The sequence below is a fragment of the Lonepinella sp. BR2357 genome (assembly GCF_051851525.1).
GTDB lineage: Bacteria > Pseudomonadota > Gammaproteobacteria > Enterobacterales > Pasteurellaceae > Lonepinella.
In genome coordinates this window covers 62818-77343 of the sequence record NZ_JBPDVG010000009.1, presented here as the reverse complement: position 1 = coordinate 77343, position 14526 = coordinate 62818, and the positions used below count along the sequence as shown (strand labels likewise).

The window sequence follows — 14526 nt, the reverse complement described above, 5'->3', positions numbered from 1 at the left end:
AAAACTTAATTTCTCACCAAAATATCCCGTTGTCGCACACCAAACAACATTAACATAGCAAAATAGCTCACCGCAGCCACGGCAATTAACCAAATCAACCAGTGAATACGCATAAACAAGCTCATAGCATTCCACTCCATTAAATTAGGACTAAAATACCACACCAACGATCCCATTACCACGGCAGAAAGCAAAACTTTGACAAAAAAGACCGCACTTTTTTTCGAAAAATGATACACATCGGCTTGGGCTAAACCACGATAAAGCAAATAAGCATTCAGCGTAGCCGACATGGCAGAGGCAATGGCTAAACCCACATAACTAAACGGAATAGCCAATAGATTAAAGCCCATATTACTGACCATGGCAATAATCCCAATTTTCACCGGTGTTTTGGTGTCTTGTCTGGCGTAGTAACCGTTCGCCAGAATTTTGATTAGCATAAAACTCAATAAGCCAGCATTAAATCCCCACAACGAAAGGGCAGCGGCTTGCACGTCATTGAGCAAAAATTGCCCACGCATAAATAAAGTGAGTAACATGGGTTCAGCTAATATCGCAATACCGATCATGGCTGGCACGCCGAGCAATAAAATCATTCGCACGCCCCAGTCCATAGTTTGACGGAAATCCACCGCACTTTTTTGTGCATCATCACTACGATTCACATGATGACGAGCTAATGTGGGCAAAATCACGGTAGAAATCGCAATGCCAAATAAACCGAGCGGAAATTCCAGTAAACGGTCGGAATAATACAGCCAGCTAATCGATCCTGTCATTAAAAAACTGGCAATAAAGGTATCAAGCAATAAATTAATTTGACTGACGGAAACGCCGAATAAAGCGGGAATCATCAGGGTACGGATTTTTTTCACACCGACATCATTCCACGCCCATTGAGGTTTAACTAATAAGCCAGCTTGACGTAAAAAGGGAATTTGAAACAGAAATTGTAGCAAACCACCGACAAAAATACCGATAGCCAACGCAAGATCGGGGCTATCTAAATGTGGTGCTAATAAAAGTGCGGTGCAAATCATGGCAATATTCAGCAATACGGGCGAGAAAGACATCACGCCGAATTTGCCAATGGTGTTTAAAATCGCCCCTGATAACGCCACAAACGTAATAAACCATAAATAAGGGAAAGTAATTTTAAGCAATAATGACGCTTGGCTAAATTTTTCCGCATTGGGTCCATCGTTAAGCCAATCCACAAACCAACCTGTACCGAAAATGGCGGCGACAATCGGCGAACCAATCATAGCGAATACAGTAACAAGAGTCACTAAACCGCCTAAAGTACCCGATACTTTGGCAATAAATTCGCGAGTTTTGTTGATGTCGCCTGATTTTTGATATTCCGCTAACACTGGCACAAAGGCTTGCGAAAAAGCACCTTCTGCGAATAAACGGCGTAAAAAATTCGGAATACGGTTAGCAAATAAAAACACGTCTGCTGCTGCTCCCGCCCCAATAATATTGGCAATCACCACATCTCGCACTAAACCGAGTACCCGTGAAAGTAATGTCATGCTGCTGACGATAATGCCTGATTTTAAAAGTCGTTTACTCAAAATGGTTGTTCTCAATGTAGAAATCGGAAAAAATTAGCTTAATTTTATAGAAATTTCATTTTAATGCTATATTAAAACAAAAAAAACTGATAAAATCTCGCCCTACATTGTTTAAAGCGTTGCTTAACGGCTTATAGCAACCGAAAAACGGTGCCAAGATTCGGTTGTGTCTCACCGAAAACAACAAATTTACAGACAGCTCATTCTAATTTTGAATGAAAGAGCAATATTGATTAATTAACAGAAATTCTTAGGAGTTTGACCTTGGCTAATATCAAGTCAGCAAAAAAACGTGCGGTTCAATCTGAAAAACGCCGTCAACACAATGCAAGTCAACGCTCAATGATGCGTACTTACATCAAAAAAACTTATGCAGCAGTAGCAACTGGCGATAAAGCAGCTTCAGAAGCCGCTTTCGTTGAGATGCAAAAAGTCGTGGATCGTATGGCATCTAAAGGCTTAATTCACGCTAACAAAGCAGCTAACCACAAATCTAAATTAGCCGCTCAAATTAAAAAATTAGCGTAATCTAAATAAGATAGAGCCACAATAGTTAAACATTGTGGCTTTATTTTTATCTAAAAATAACAAAATATAGCCAATTTACATATCTATCTCAATAACTTCAAGTACTTATCCCAATCAAAATACTGTCCTGGGTCAATCTTCCGCTCGGGGGAAATATCACAATGTCCCACAATGCGATCGGCGGTGATTTTCGGATAAATTGCTTGTATTTGTTGGGTAATTTCGGCTAATTTCTTGTATTGTGCCTCCGTAAACGGCTGTTCATTGCTCCCCTCTAATTCAATGCCAATGGCATAATCATTGCATTTATCTCGTCCTTGAAAGCTCGACAAGCCAGCGTGCCATGCACGATCTTGTAAGCTCACATATTGAGTAATTCGCCCATCTCGTTCAATAAAAAAATGGGCGGAAACACGTACTTGATAAATGTCCTCAAAATAAGGGTGAACGGTCGGATCAAGTTTACCAAGAAAGAAATCATCTACAAAGCCACCGCCAAATTGTTCAGGTGGCAGACTGATGTAATGAATAACTAACAGCGAAATATCTTCAGGATCGGGGCGAGCATCAAAATGCGGAGAGGGTAAGTGTCGTATATTTTCCAACCAACCCTGTGAGTTTACCATCGGTTTTGCCCTCTAAAAAAGTGATTTTTGTGATCTTGATTCCAAAATTGAACAGTTTATTTTGCCAAATTTTGACTTGGCGTGCAAAGTGTAACGGAATTTATTTTAACAAAAGGAAAACACTATGAAAATTCACCGCACTTTTAACCATTCCATCCAATCTTTTTCATTCAAAAAAGGCTTTACCTTAATTGAACTTATGATTGTTATTGCCATTGTGGCGATTTTAGCCACCATTGCTATTCCAAGTTACCAAAACTACACTAAAAAGGCAGCCATTTCCGAATTGTTACAGGCAGTAGCCCCTTACCGTTCGGAAGTAGAACTTTGCGTCTATAATCAAGGGGCAGTGACCGACTGTTCGGGTGGCAAAAATGGGATTCAAGCTAATACGACGACAGCCAAAGGGAAATACGTTAAATCTGTCGCCGTATCCGCAGGCGTAATTACAGTGGTCGGCAATGGCAGCTTAGACGGTGTTAGTTACACCTTAACAGCCAGTGGCACCGCCAAAGATGGGGTGACGTGGGCGGCAAACTGCGGTTCAAATACGGAACTTTTCCCATCTGGTTTTTGTAGCACAGGACAATAAATATGTCACTACTTTCTATCCCAAACACGTTAAATAAAACGGTGAGTAGCCAAGAGGGGAAACGCTTTGAAATTTCACCGCAGTTATGGCAACAAAATCAGCAACAGCAAGGGATTTTAATTCGCTATTTGGCTTGCCCTTTAGCCGAAGATGAACATTGTGTCTGGCTCGGGCTAGATAGTCTGGCGAATTTATCAGCGTGTGAAACTTTCTCGTTTCTCACGGGTAAAATGATTGAGCCTGTGTTATTGGAAACCAAGGTACTCAAAGGCTTATTGCAGGATCTGGCTCCGCAAGCGTTGATGGTGCAAGAAAGCCCCGTGTTTTATCACGCTCAACCGCAAGAGAACGAAGACAAGCATCACTCGGCTCAACAAAGTGATGAGCCTGTGATTAAGTTGCTCAATCAAATTTTTGAAAACGCTCTCCATCAACAGGCATCGGATATTCACCTTGAACCGCAAGCCCAATATTTGCAGGTGCGTTTTCGGGTGGATGGTGTGTTGCAAAACCAACCGCCGATAGCATTGAGCCTGTCTAGTCGGGTTATTTCTCGCCTAAAATTATTGGCAAAATTAGACATCAGCGAAACCCGTTTGCCACAAGATGGTCGCTTTCATTTTAAAACCACGTTTTCCGATATTTTGGATTTCCGCCTTTCCACCTTGCCGACCCCGTTGGGCGAAAAAGCCGTGTTGCGGATGCAGCAAAACAAGCCTGTGCAATTGGCGTTTGCAGATTTAGGCATGAACGCTGCTCAACAACAATGTTTTCAACAGGCGTTGGATCAACCGCAAGGGCTGATTTTGGTCACAGGGCCAACTGGAAGCGGAAAAAGTATCACGCTTTACACCGCACTGTCTTATTTAAACCGCCCCGAAAAGCATATTATGACCGCCGAAGATCCCATTGAAATTCCACTGTCAGGCATTATTCAAACCCAAATTAATCCCCAAATTGGCTTGGATTTCAGTCGGTTATTGCGAACCTTTCTGCGTCAAGATCCCGATATTATTATGCTTGGTGAAATTCGTGATGAAGAAAGTGCGGCAATGGCATTGCGTGCCGCTCAAACGGGGCATTTGGTGCTGTCAACCTTGCATACTAATGATGCAGCCTCAGCCATTCCACGTTTATTGCAATTGGGGATTAAACAGCACGAAATTGACAACAGTTTATTGTTGGTGATTGCTCAACGGCTGGTGCGGAAATGTTGCCAAAAGTGCGGTGGAAAATTGGAAAGTTCTTGTGATTGTCATCAAGGCTACAAAGGGCGAATTGGGCTTTATCAATTTTTACAGCTCGATTCGGACAACCAGTATCAATTAGATTTCAAAACGTTACAACAGGCTGGTTTGCAGAAGGTGGAGCAAGGAATTACAGATCTAGCAGAAATTAGAAGAGTGCTAGGCAATTAACATTTATCCAAACCATCCCCTCTCCCTCTGGGAGAGGGTTAGGGTGAGGGTTTTTCTGTTCAATTAAATCATTTTACCCTCCCCCCAGCCCTCTCCCCGAGGGAGAGGGGTTGTACTGTGGAGCAAAATAATATGAAACTAAAAATGTACCGCTGGCAAGCCCTCAATCGCCTTAACCAAAAACAAAAAGGCGTATTGATTGCTGAAACCGAACAGACTGCACGGCAACAATTATTTAGCCGTGGCTTGCAGCAAATTAAGCTACAACAAAATTGGCAATTGTCGACTAAACCCAGTTCCGCCGAGATTTGCGATACCTTGTTGCAATTGGCGATTTTGCTTAAATCTGCCGTGCCGTTAAAAAATAGCCTGTTGATTTTATTGCAAAACTGCACCAATATTCAGCTCAATCACTGGTTACGTCAACTGCTGGAGCAAATTGAAACGGGGCTGTCTTTTTCGCAAGCCTTACAGCAACAAGGCAAATTTTTAAGCCTACAAGAACGCCAACTGATTCAAGTAGGCGAAATGACAGGTAAACTCGCCACGGTTTGCAGTCAAATTGCCGAACATCGCCAACAATCGGTGGCATTACAACGCAAATTACAGAAAATCCTGCTTTATCCTATGCTCGTTCTCGGTATTTCGCTGATGTTAACCGCCCTTTTGCTGATCTTTATTGTGCCACAATTTGCCGATATGTACGGCAATAATCAGGCTCAATTACCATTTTTTACTCAAGTGTTATTGTTCTTATCGAACGGATTACAACAATATTTTTGGTTGCTCATTTTGTTTATTGTAGGGTTGATTCTTCTGATTAAACAGCAACTAAAATCGTCCCTTTGGCTTAACCAACTCAAAACCAAATTGATCGCCAATACGCCCGTTCTCGGCAATATCGTTCAGCTATCAAGGCTAGTGAGTTTTTGTCGGGGATTAGCCTTAATGCTCACCTCAGGCGTACCCTTAAACCAAGCCCTACAATCTTTTTTGCCCCAAAAGAAAAGCTGGCAAAGCAAGGTGGAACTGCAAGGGGATTTAACCCTAATTCAAGAAGTTCAAGCCATATTGCACTGGATCGCACAAGGCTATGCGTTTTCTGCTGCCGTGGGATCGGGTTTATTTCCAATGCAAGCCAAACAAATGTTGCAAGTGGGCGAACAGTCGGGGCAGTTGTCCTCAATGTTGCAACATATCGCCGACAGCTATCAACAACAGCTGGATCACAAAATTGACCTGCTTTCGCAAATGCTCGAACCGTTGTTAATGGTGGTGATTGGCGGACTCATTGGCTTAATTATGCTCGGGATGTATTTGCCGATCTTTAATATGGGATCCTTAATTCAATGATAATACTCGGATTTTGTGTATTGGGCGGTTTGCTCGGCGTTGCCATTCGGCATTATTTACAAAACTTAGCCACGCAAATTCAGCAAGAAATTTACCAAAGTTATGCCGATCTTTTCCCCGAAAATGCACCGCAGAATTGCCCCGAACATTCTCGCTTAACGCCCATCAAGTGCGGTGGATTTTGGTTGTATTTTGGGATTGGAGCGATCTTTTTTGGCTTGAACGGCTATTATTTTGATGAACCGCTACAAGCGTTATTTTGGGCAGTATCAGGTACGCTGCTATTTTTAATCGCCAAAATTGACGGGCATTATCAATTTATTTCCGTCACCCATTGCCAACAGTTAATGGCATTAGGCATCACGGGAGCCTATTTCCAGTTTACCCCGATTTCCCTCGAACAAGCCTTACAAAGCCTGTTAGTTGGCTTTGCGTCGTTCTATGTGATTTTTTATCTCGCCCGTTGTTTTTATCAGCAAGACGCTCTCGGGCGTGGCGACTATTGGCTAATGGGCGCATTAAGCAGTTTTCACCCGTGGCAACAACTGCCGTATTTGGTGTTTGTGGCGTGCTGTTCGGGATTGGTGTTTGCAGGGTGGAAAGCGGTAAAACGGGAAAAAGTAGTGTATTTGCCGTTTGCCCCGTTTTTGGTGATGGGGCAGATTTTTTTATTGGGATTAAATATGGTAGGATAATTAAAAATAACATACAGGATGAAAAAATGACCTACATCATCGGACTGACAGGCGGTATCGGCAGTGGCAAAACCACGATTGCCAATCTTTTTGCAGAACAAGGCGTACCATTGGTGGATGCGGATGTGGTGGCTCGTCAGGTGGTGGAAAAAGGATCGCCTTTGTTGGAGCAAATTGCGGTGTATTTTGGGCAGGAAATTTTAACCGAACACGGCGAGCTAAATCGTGCAGTGTTGCGTGAAAAAGTGTTTAACAATGAAAGCGAGAAAAATTGGCTCAATCAGTTGTTACACCCTGCTATTCGGGCGGAATGTTTGGTGCAATTACAGGCTCAAACTGCCCCTTATGTGTTGTTTGTGGTGCCGTTATTAATTGAGAATAACTTGACCGCACTTTGTGATCGGGTTTTGGTGGTGGATGTGTCGGTTGAAACGCAATTAGAACGAGCAAGCCAGCGAGATAACAATAAACGGCAATTAATTCAACAGATTATCAATGCACAGGTGAGTCGGGAAGCACGCTTGAAGGTGGCGGATGATGTGATTAATAATGACGGCGATTTGGCACAAACCGAGAGCGGACTCCGCCAAAAAGTGCTAGAATTACACCAATTTTATTTAACTTTGAGTAAGAAAAAATGACAGACAGTTTTAGCGTAGCATGTCCAACCTGTAAAAAGCCCGTGGTTTGGTCGCCTGAAAGTGCTTATCGCCCATTTTGCAGTAAGCGTTGCCAATTAATTGATTTGGGCGAATGGGCAGCGGAAGAAAAAGCCATTCCTTGTGACACCGCCGATTTTGCAGAAAATGCAGAATTTTCAGAAGATTGGGTACGATAAGATGAATATTCAACATCAGCAAAAGAACGATCAAGGCGAATTTTTTGTGGTAGACGAAAATGGTAACAAGATTGCTGAACTGACCTATTTTTTCGTGGACGATCAAACTATTAACGCCAATCACACCTATGTGTCGGAAGTGTTGCGGGGGCAAGGTGTGGCCGATAAACTCTATCAAGCCTTGGTGGCGTTTATTCGTGAAAACGGTTTGAAATTAATCCCGAGTTGCAATTATATTGCAGTGAAGTGGGAACGGGAAAAGTAATAATCGGTATGCTATTTTAGTTGATCTTATTTCAAAACGTCCGCCCAAATTTTCAGGTTAAACTGGAAAATTTGGGCGGACTTTATTTTATCAACAGCAGCAAAATTGTTCAAAAATAAAGCGGTTAAAATAGTAGCATATTGCTCAAAAAAAAAACAATGTTAATCTACGCAAGCTTTCACACTTTGGTGAAACAATAAACAATCACTCCTACAAATTTAAGGATTTTACGATGAAAAAACTGATTTTGACGGCTGCACTTGCGGCTTTATTTTGTGTGAATAATGCGTTTGCGGAAACTGATGCCCAAAAATTGCAACGTGTTGAGAAAGCCATTCAAAATGGTACTTCTAGTACGAGTTATCTTAAAGATTTAAATGCGCTAGCTAAAAAAGGCAATGTTGATGCTACAATATATGTTGGGAATTTTGGTATGATTCTTTCAAAATTTAGCAGCATATATATGGCAGAGGTGTATCTTCGAGCTTTATTAGAGGATAAGCAATCGTGTAAGACTAATCCTAAAGGTAAAGATTGCCAGAGTTGGAAAGAAATGAGAGCGGTGATTGAGAAACACTAAACTCTTAATGCTGTAAATCTCATGCTATTTTGGGGTAAAAAAGACAGCCTAAAAACTTGCGATTGTCAATCATCATTATTGTTACTTATTATTTCCAAAGTGCGGTTGAATTTTGCAAAATTTTTGCTAAAATTGACCGCACTTTCTTTATTATAAAAGAAAGTTAAATTAGTTCGGTTGAAGCTAGTTGGAGAATAGGGAATGGACCCTATACCGACGAGGTAAAATCTTTCAGGTGCTGGTTTATTTAATCAGCGAGGACTGCTAGTGGACGAACCCTTGGAGAGATTTCGCACAGATTAATGTGGCGAAACGCCGAAGGCGAAAGAGTGAATGTTGTTGTAAAACAACCACTTCAAACGCTCAGGCAAAAGGACAGGGGCGAAAGGTTATTCCAGTTTTTACGCTGTTTGGCAGCGTATTCTTCTATGCTTTCCGCTACCTTGTATAAATTTTTTAAAATTTTTACGAGAATCATTATGTTAATGTCAGATTTTTTATCATCCATTGATAGCTTTATTTGGGGGCCGCCGCTACTGATTTTATTAGCTGGCACAGGGCTTTATTTAACCCTACGGCTTGGTTTTATTCAAATTGTGCAGTTACCACGTGCCTTGGGTTATATGTTTAAACGTGAGAAAGGTAATGGGCAAGCGGGCGACGTGTCTGCTTTTGCCGCACTCTGCACCGCACTTTCGGCGACGATCGGTACGGGGAATATTGTGGGCGTGGCGACGGCTATTCAAACTGGTGGACCGGGGGCGATGTTTTGGATGTGGTTAGTCGCCTTGTTAGGGATGGCGACCAAATATGCCGAGGGATTGTTGGCGGTCAAATATCGGGTACGAGATAAAAACGGCTTTATGGCAGGTGGTCCGATGTACTATATTGAACGTGGACTAGGGCTTAAATGGTTGGCAAAATTATTTGCGATTTTTGGTGTGTTGGTGGCGTTTTTTGGCATTGGGACGTTTCCGCAAATTAATGCGATTACCCATGCCATGCAAGATTCTTTCAATGTGCCAGTCGGTATCACGGCAGCGGTGGTGACGGCGTTGGTGGCAGCGATTATCTTGGGGGGCGTAAAACGCATTGCCAAGGCATCGACTTTAATTGTGCCATTTATGGCGATACTTTATGTGCTTACGTCATTGGTAATTTTACTGCTTAATGCCGATAAAATACCGGCAGCGATTTCCTTAATTATCCAGAGTGCGTTTAATCCGCAAGCGGCTATTGGTGGAGCATTGGGATTAACCGTGATGAAAGCCATTCAAGCTGGCGTTGCTCGGGGGATTTTTTCCAATGAGGCTGGCTTAGGTTCGGCACCCATTGCGGCAGCAGCGGCACAAACGAAAGAACCTGTACGCCAAGGGTTGATTTCCATGACTGGGACATTTTTAGATACCATTATTGTGTGTTCCATGACAGGATTGGTGTTGGTGATAACCGGTGTTTGGAACGGTCCCACAGAGGGGGCGGCAGCCACCAATTTAGCCTTTGCACAAGGATTAGGTTCAAGCATAGGGGCGACCATTGTGACGATTGGCTTGCTGTTTTTTGCGTTTACCACGATTTTAGGTTGGTGCTATTATGGTGAACGTTGTTTTGTGTATCTGTTTGATATTCGAGGCATTAAAGTTTACCGTGCGATTTTTATTATGCTGGTCGCTTGTGGGGCGTTTATTGAATTAAAAACGATCTGGATTTTAGCGGATATTGTGAATGGTTTAATGGCGTTTCCAAATTTAGTGGCGTTGATTGGTTTGCGTCATGTGATTGTGAATGAAACAAAGGATTATTTCCGACGCTTACAGGACGGTGAATTGCATGATCATGCGTTAGCCACAGCGATGAAATAAAGCTGATTTTTTGCTGAAACCACGTTATGATAAACGTGGTTTTTTTATTAGGACGAAATATGCCAACTTTAATTTTCTTACATGGATTACTTGGCACCAAAGCTGATTGGCAAGCCATTATTGAAAAATTGCAAAAAAATTCACCGCAGTTTAATTGTTTTGCATTGGATTTGCCATTTCATGGTGAAAATAAGCAAGTAGAAGTAACGGATTTTGAGCAAGCCGCTCAATTTATTTCACAGCAAATCCAGCAGAAAATTCAAAATAAGCCTTATATTTTAGTTGGTTACTCATTAGGCGGACGGCTAGCATTATATTATGCGTTGCATTCCCATTGTGCAAAAGGCCATTTACAAGGGGTCATTGTAGAGGGGGCGAATTTAGGGCTGAACAATGAACAGGAAAAGCAACAACGTTGGCAAAACGATCAACAATGGGCCAAACGGTTTATAACGGAATTACCTGAAACGGTGTTGCAAGATTGGTATCAACAGCCGGTTTTTTCGCATTTGACTGGCTCACAACGTGCGGCATTAATTGCTAAACGTGCCACAAACTGCGGTGAAAATGTCGGGAAAATGTTATTAGCAACCAGTTTAGCGAAACAGCCAGCGTTGAGTGAGAAAGTGCGGTCTAAAATATTGCCAATTTATTATATGGTGGGCGAACGAGATCAGAAATTTACGCAATTAGCGATACAAAAAAATTTGTCATTTTGTACCATTCCACAAGCAGGGCATAATGCCCATTTAGAAAATCCCCAAGCCTTTGCGGAACAATTACGCCGTTTTGCTTTTGAGATCGCAAAAGTTCCGTTATAATGACCGCACTTTTTATTAAAAACAATTAAGGACATTTTTATGCAAAATCCAAAAGATGATGTGCTTTACGCCCCGATTGAATGGGTCGATCACAGCAACGGTTACAGCGATATTCTTTATCATAAATCCACTGACGGCATTGCCAAAATTACCATTAACCGCCCTGAAGTGCGTAATGCGTTTCGTCCACAAACGGTGAAAGAAATGATTAACGCCTTTGCAGACGCACGTTTTGATGAAAAAATCGGTGTGATTGTGTTAACCGGTCAAGGCGAAAAAGCGTTCTGTTCTGGCGGTGACCAAAAAGTACGTGGCGACTACGGCGGTTATAAAGACGAAAGTGGTGTACATCATTTAAATGTATTAGATTTTCAACGTGATATCCGTACTTGCCCGAAACCTGTGGTGGCCATGGTGGCTGGTTATGCCATTGGTGGTGGTCACGTGTTGCATATGTTGTGTGATATTACTGTGTCTGCGGATAACGCCATTTACGGTCAAACAGGACCGAAAGTGGGTTCATTTGACGGCGGTTGGGGGGCAAGTTATATGGCTCGCCTTGTGGGTCAGAAAAAAGCCCGTGAAATCTGGTTCTTATGCCGTCAATATAACGCTCAAGAGGCGTTGGATATGGGCTTAGTGAATACCGTTGTGCCTTATGTGGATTTAGAAAAAGAAACCGTGCGTTGGTGTCGTGAAATGTTGCGTAACAGCCCGATTGCGTTACGTTGCTTAAAAGCGGCATTAAACGCTGATTGTGACGGACAAGCAGGTTTACAAGAACTTGCAGGCAATGCGACAATGTTGTTCTATATGACGGAAGAAGGGCAAGAGGGACGCAATGCGTTTAATGAAAAACGAGCACCTGATTTTAGTAAGTTTAAGCGGAATCCTTAATTTTACCCTCACCCTAGCCCTCTCCCATAGGGAGAGGGGATTTTTAGGAGATTAAGATGGTTGAACAAGATATTCGTTGGTTACAGCGTTTTCATAATTATCAAAGTGCCTTAGGCTATTTGCGTGCGGATTTGCTTGAAGCAAAAAACTGGCAAGCGGATCTTGTGAAAAGAGCGATTATCAAAGATTTTGAAATTGTCCACGAATTGGCATGGAAATTAATGCAAGATATTCTAAAATCATTTGGCGTGACGGATATATTCGGATCAAAAGATACCACTCGTTTAGCTTTTAATCGAGGGCTAATTCAAAACGGCGAAATTTGGTATGAAATGATTAGAAGCCGAAACTTAACGGTTCATACTTATGATAATTCTATTTTGTCCACTGAATTTCAGAAAATTGAAAACTTATATTTACCTTTATTTATTCAATTTGAACAACGGGTAGAAAATCTATGCCAAAATTTGGATTAAGTGATAAAGCCATTGAGCAAGTTCATCAAATCTTACGAAAATATCCTGAAGTCGAACAAGCGATTATTTACGGCTCGCGTGCTATGGGTAATTATCGTGAGGGATCGGATATTGATTTAACCCTAAAAGGTGAAAAATTGACTCAAGACATTCGAGGTAAGATTTGGCTAGATCTTGATGATTCCTATTCCCCTTATTTATTTGATTTGTCGGTTTATCACTTACTTACCAATCCTGATTTTGTGGCACATATTGATCGTGTTGGACAGGTTTTTTATCAAAGAGAAAATAATGAGAAGTTATAATTTATATCGTTACAGCATTCCCGTTGACAGTCAGTTAATTCTCCGCAACCGTTTTTTAAAAAAACGAGAGGGCTTGTTGGTGCAAGTGGTTTGTGGTGAACACGAGGGATGGGGCGAAATTGCACCGTTGCCAGAATTTAGCCAAGAAACGCTGGAACAGGCTCAACAGCAAGCCATTGATTGGTTAAGCCGTTGGAATAAGGCACGTTCTTGCAATGAAAAATTGCCGTTAAAGGATGAGGAAGTTTATCCCTCAGTGGCCTTTGGGTTGAGCTGTGCGTTGGCGGAGTTGAAAGGTAAATTGGGTGAGCAAGGCAATTATCAAACCGCCCCGCTGTGTTATGGCGATCCTGATGAATTGTATGAGCCACTGGATCAAATGCAAGGCGAAAAAGTGGCGAAAATTAAGGTCGGTATGTATGAGGCCAATCGGGACGGATTAATTGCCGATATGTTGTTGGAGGCCATTCCTGATTTGCATTTACGCTTGGACGCTAACCGTAGTTGGACGCCAGTTAAAGCGGCCATGTTTGCGAAATATGTCAAACCTGAATACCGTTCTCGCATTCAATTTTTAGAAGAACCTTGTAAAACTCGTGATGAAAGTCGTCAATTTGCGGCTGAAACAGGCATTGCCATTGCGTGGGATGAATCGGTGCGTGAACCGGATTTTGTGGTGCAAGCGGAGCCAAATGTGGTGGCGATTATTATTAAACCAACCTTAGTCGGTAGCATTGAAAAATGTGTGCGTTTGATTGAACAGGCCCATGCTTGCGGGTTAAAAGCAGTGATCAGTTCTTCCATTGAGAGCAGTTTTGGTTTAACGCAATTAGCACGTTTAGCCCAACAATATACGCCAAATATGGTGCCAGGGTTGGATACGTTAGATCTGATGGAACATCAAATTGTGCGAACTTGGCCAGATTCCACCTTGCCTGTGATTGATTTGGATTCGGAATTTATTGAGAAAATCACGGTCTAAAAGGTTAGACCACATTTTATTAAGCTGAGTTTTTGTAAAAAATCGTTATAATGCCTCAGATTACAGCAAAAGGATAAGATTATGTCGCTATCTGCACGCATTTTGTTATTAAATGGCCCGAACTTGAATATGTTGGGGGCGAGAGAGCCAAAGCATTATGGCTCGCTGTCGTTGTCGCAAATTGAACAGCATTTACAGCAGCTTGCTCAACACTGCGGTGTAAAATTGGATTGTTTTCAAGCCAACAGTGAGGAAAAGTTGATTGATAAAATTCACCAAAGTTTTCAGCAAGTGGATTTTATTATTATCAATCCGGCGGCTTATACCCACACGAGCGTGGCCTTGCGTGATGCGTTGTTAGCGGTGGCGATCCCTTTTGTGGAAGTGCATTTGTCCAATATTCATAAACGTGAGCCGTTTCGTCATCATTCTTATTTTAGTGATGTGGCGGAGGGCGTGATTTGTGGATTGGGGGCAAAAGGTTACGAATATGGATTGGATTTTGCCGTGCAATTTTTAGCAAAAAAAGCAGAAAATCGTTAAATTTTCACGAAATTTGCATAAATTCGCATAAAATTGTCGCCAAAAGCCACTTTTTCGGGTAATCTTGTTTTTCTCAAAAAGAGCAGAATTTTTTCACCGCACTTTGATGATTCATTGGGTTATTAAAGTGATGTAAAGTGCGGTTCGTTTTTATATTATTTTTCA

Annotated in this window: 18 protein-coding genes and 2 riboswitches; of the genes, 16 read left to right on the top strand and 2 right to left on the bottom strand. The window is 42.0% G+C overall.

What is annotated here, in order from left to right; translation table 11 throughout:
* Positions 1–5: 5 nt before the first annotated feature.
* Entirely contained in the window at positions 6–1580 is a 1575-nt protein-coding gene (murJ, locus tag ACTG7L_RS07510) for a murein biosynthesis integral membrane protein MurJ (protein ID WP_439328042.1), read from the bottom strand.
* Positions 1581–1844: 264 nt separating this feature from the next.
* On the opposite strand from murJ, the gene rpsT reads away from it, so the two are divergent.
* On the top strand, positions 1845–2108 hold the full coding sequence (rpsT, locus tag ACTG7L_RS07505) for a 30S ribosomal protein S20 (RefSeq protein ID WP_386689482.1): 264 nt from the start codon (positions 1845–1847) through the stop codon (positions 2106–2108).
* Between the two features lie 83 nt (positions 2109–2191).
* Here rpsT and ampD read toward each other — a convergent pair whose 3' ends face one another.
* Positions 2192–2734 carry a 1,6-anhydro-N-acetylmuramyl-L-alanine amidase AmpD gene (gene ampD / locus ACTG7L_RS07500; protein ID WP_439328041.1) on the bottom strand — a complete coding sequence of 181 codons (543 nt, stop codon included), beginning with the start codon at positions 2732–2734 and terminating at the stop codon, positions 2192–2194.
* Between the two features lie 124 nt (positions 2735–2858).
* Here ampD and ppdD point away from each other — a divergent pair, with 124 nt between their 5' ends.
* The 15 genes from ppdD (at position 2859) to aroQ (ending at position 14361) form a co-directional block, all read left to right on the top strand.
* Positions 2859–3326 carry a prepilin peptidase-dependent pilin gene (gene ppdD / locus ACTG7L_RS07495; protein ID WP_439328040.1) on the top strand — a complete coding sequence of 156 codons (468 nt, stop codon included), beginning with the start codon at positions 2859–2861 and terminating at the stop codon, positions 3324–3326.
* Between the two features lie 2 nt (positions 3327–3328).
* On the top strand, positions 3329–4744 hold the full coding sequence (locus tag ACTG7L_RS07490) for a GspE/PulE family protein (RefSeq protein ID WP_439328039.1): 1416 nt from the start codon (positions 3329–3331) through the stop codon (positions 4742–4744).
* Positions 4745–4876: 132 nt separating this feature from the next.
* Positions 4877–6097 (top strand): type II secretion system F family protein, encoded by a 1221-nt coding sequence (locus tag ACTG7L_RS07485; RefSeq protein ID WP_439328038.1) that lies wholly within the window; start codon positions 4877–4879, stop codon positions 6095–6097.
* Positions 6094–6792 carry a prepilin peptidase gene (locus tag ACTG7L_RS07480; protein ID WP_439328037.1) on the top strand — a complete coding sequence of 233 codons (699 nt, stop codon included), beginning with the start codon at positions 6094–6096 and terminating at the stop codon, positions 6790–6792. The genes ACTG7L_RS07485 and ACTG7L_RS07480 overlap by 4 nt, the downstream gene beginning before the upstream one ends.
* Before the next feature lie 26 nt (positions 6793–6818).
* Positions 6819–7433, top strand: a complete 615-nt coding sequence (gene coaE, locus ACTG7L_RS07475) for a dephospho-CoA kinase (RefSeq protein ID WP_439328036.1) — start codon at positions 6819–6821, stop codon at positions 7431–7433.
* Entirely contained in the window at positions 7430–7630 is a 201-nt protein-coding gene (gene yacG, locus ACTG7L_RS07470) for a DNA gyrase inhibitor YacG (protein ID WP_439328035.1), read from the top strand. Before coaE ends, yacG begins: the two co-directional genes overlap by 4 nt.
* Position 7631: 1 nt before the next feature.
* The gene (locus ACTG7L_RS07465; protein ID WP_439328034.1) at positions 7632–7895 is read left to right on the top strand and encodes a GNAT family N-acetyltransferase; all 264 of its coding nucleotides are present in this window, start codon (positions 7632–7634) and stop codon (positions 7893–7895) included.
* A gap of 232 nt (positions 7896–8127) precedes the next feature.
* On the top strand, positions 8128–8475 hold the full coding sequence (locus tag ACTG7L_RS07460; RefSeq protein WP_439328033.1) for a hypothetical protein: 348 nt from the start codon (positions 8128–8130) through the stop codon (positions 8473–8475).
* 177 nt (positions 8476–8652) lie between these two features.
* A riboswitch (glycine riboswitch) is annotated at positions 8653–8749 on the top strand.
* Between the two features lie 2 nt (positions 8750–8751).
* Positions 8752–8857: riboswitch (glycine riboswitch) on the top strand.
* Positions 8858–8954: 97 nt separating this feature from the next.
* Positions 8955–10337, top strand: a complete 1383-nt coding sequence (locus ACTG7L_RS07455; RefSeq protein ID WP_439239892.1) for an alanine/glycine:cation symporter family protein — start codon at positions 8955–8957, stop codon at positions 10335–10337.
* Positions 10338–10396: 59 nt separating this feature from the next.
* A complete protein-coding gene (gene menH, locus ACTG7L_RS07450) occupies positions 10397–11158 on the top strand; it encodes a 2-succinyl-6-hydroxy-2,4-cyclohexadiene-1-carboxylate synthase (protein ID WP_439328032.1) in 762 nt (253 codons plus the stop codon).
* A 39-nt stretch (positions 11159–11197) separates the two neighbouring features.
* Positions 11198–12055 (top strand): 1,4-dihydroxy-2-naphthoyl-CoA synthase, encoded by an 858-nt coding sequence (gene menB / locus ACTG7L_RS07445; protein ID WP_439328031.1) that lies wholly within the window; start codon positions 11198–11200, stop codon positions 12053–12055.
* A gap of 56 nt (positions 12056–12111) precedes the next feature.
* A complete protein-coding gene (locus ACTG7L_RS07440) occupies positions 12112–12531 on the top strand; it encodes an HI0074 family nucleotidyltransferase substrate-binding subunit (RefSeq protein ID WP_439328030.1) in 420 nt (139 codons plus the stop codon).
* Positions 12513–12836 carry a nucleotidyltransferase domain-containing protein gene (locus tag ACTG7L_RS07435; protein ID WP_439328029.1) on the top strand — a complete coding sequence of 108 codons (324 nt, stop codon included), beginning with the start codon at positions 12513–12515 and terminating at the stop codon, positions 12834–12836. Before ACTG7L_RS07440 ends, ACTG7L_RS07435 begins: the two co-directional genes overlap by 19 nt.
* Positions 12823–13818, top strand: coding sequence for an o-succinylbenzoate synthase (menC, locus tag ACTG7L_RS07430; protein WP_439328028.1), 996 nt, complete (start codon positions 12823–12825; stop codon positions 13816–13818). The genes ACTG7L_RS07435 and menC overlap by 14 nt, the downstream gene beginning before the upstream one ends.
* An 81-nt stretch (positions 13819–13899) precedes the next feature.
* Complete coding sequence (gene aroQ / locus ACTG7L_RS07425) at positions 13900–14361, top strand: type II 3-dehydroquinate dehydratase (protein ID WP_439257226.1); 462 nt, start codon at positions 13900–13902, stop codon at positions 14359–14361.
* Positions 14362–14526: the final 165 nt, after the last annotated feature.

Coding starts and splice junctions, on each gene's coding strand:
- ACTG7L_RS07490 (WP_439328039.1), top strand. CDS start 3,329: ATGTCACTACTTTCTATCCCAAACACGTTAAATAAAACGGTGAGTAGC.
- menC (WP_439328028.1), top strand. CDS start 12,823: ATGAGAAGTTATAATTTATATCGTTACAGCATTCCCGTTGACAGTCAG.
- yacG (WP_439328035.1), top strand. CDS start 7,430: ATGACAGACAGTTTTAGCGTAGCATGTCCAACCTGTAAAAAGCCCGTG.
- ACTG7L_RS07440 (WP_439328030.1), top strand. CDS start 12,112: ATGGTTGAACAAGATATTCGTTGGTTACAGCGTTTTCATAATTATCAA.
- aroQ (WP_439257226.1), top strand. CDS start 13,900: ATGTCGCTATCTGCACGCATTTTGTTATTAAATGGCCCGAACTTGAAT.
- ACTG7L_RS07485 (WP_439328038.1), top strand. CDS start 4,877: ATGAAACTAAAAATGTACCGCTGGCAAGCCCTCAATCGCCTTAACCAA.
- menH (WP_439328032.1), top strand. CDS start 10,397: ATGCCAACTTTAATTTTCTTACATGGATTACTTGGCACCAAAGCTGAT.
- ACTG7L_RS07465 (WP_439328034.1), top strand. CDS start 7,632: ATGAATATTCAACATCAGCAAAAGAACGATCAAGGCGAATTTTTTGTG.
- ACTG7L_RS07435 (WP_439328029.1), top strand. CDS start 12,513: ATGCCAAAATTTGGATTAAGTGATAAAGCCATTGAGCAAGTTCATCAA.
- menB (WP_439328031.1), top strand. CDS start 11,198: ATGCAAAATCCAAAAGATGATGTGCTTTACGCCCCGATTGAATGGGTC.
- ampD (WP_439328041.1), bottom strand. CDS start 2,734: ATGGTAAACTCACAGGGTTGGTTGGAAAATATACGACACTTACCCTCT.
- ppdD (WP_439328040.1), top strand. CDS start 2,859: ATGAAAATTCACCGCACTTTTAACCATTCCATCCAATCTTTTTCATTC.
- ACTG7L_RS07480 (WP_439328037.1), top strand. CDS start 6,094: ATGATAATACTCGGATTTTGTGTATTGGGCGGTTTGCTCGGCGTTGCC.
- coaE (WP_439328036.1), top strand. CDS start 6,819: ATGACCTACATCATCGGACTGACAGGCGGTATCGGCAGTGGCAAAACC.
- ACTG7L_RS07455 (WP_439239892.1), top strand. CDS start 8,955: ATGTTAATGTCAGATTTTTTATCATCCATTGATAGCTTTATTTGGGGG.
- ACTG7L_RS07460 (WP_439328033.1), top strand. CDS start 8,128: ATGAAAAAACTGATTTTGACGGCTGCACTTGCGGCTTTATTTTGTGTG.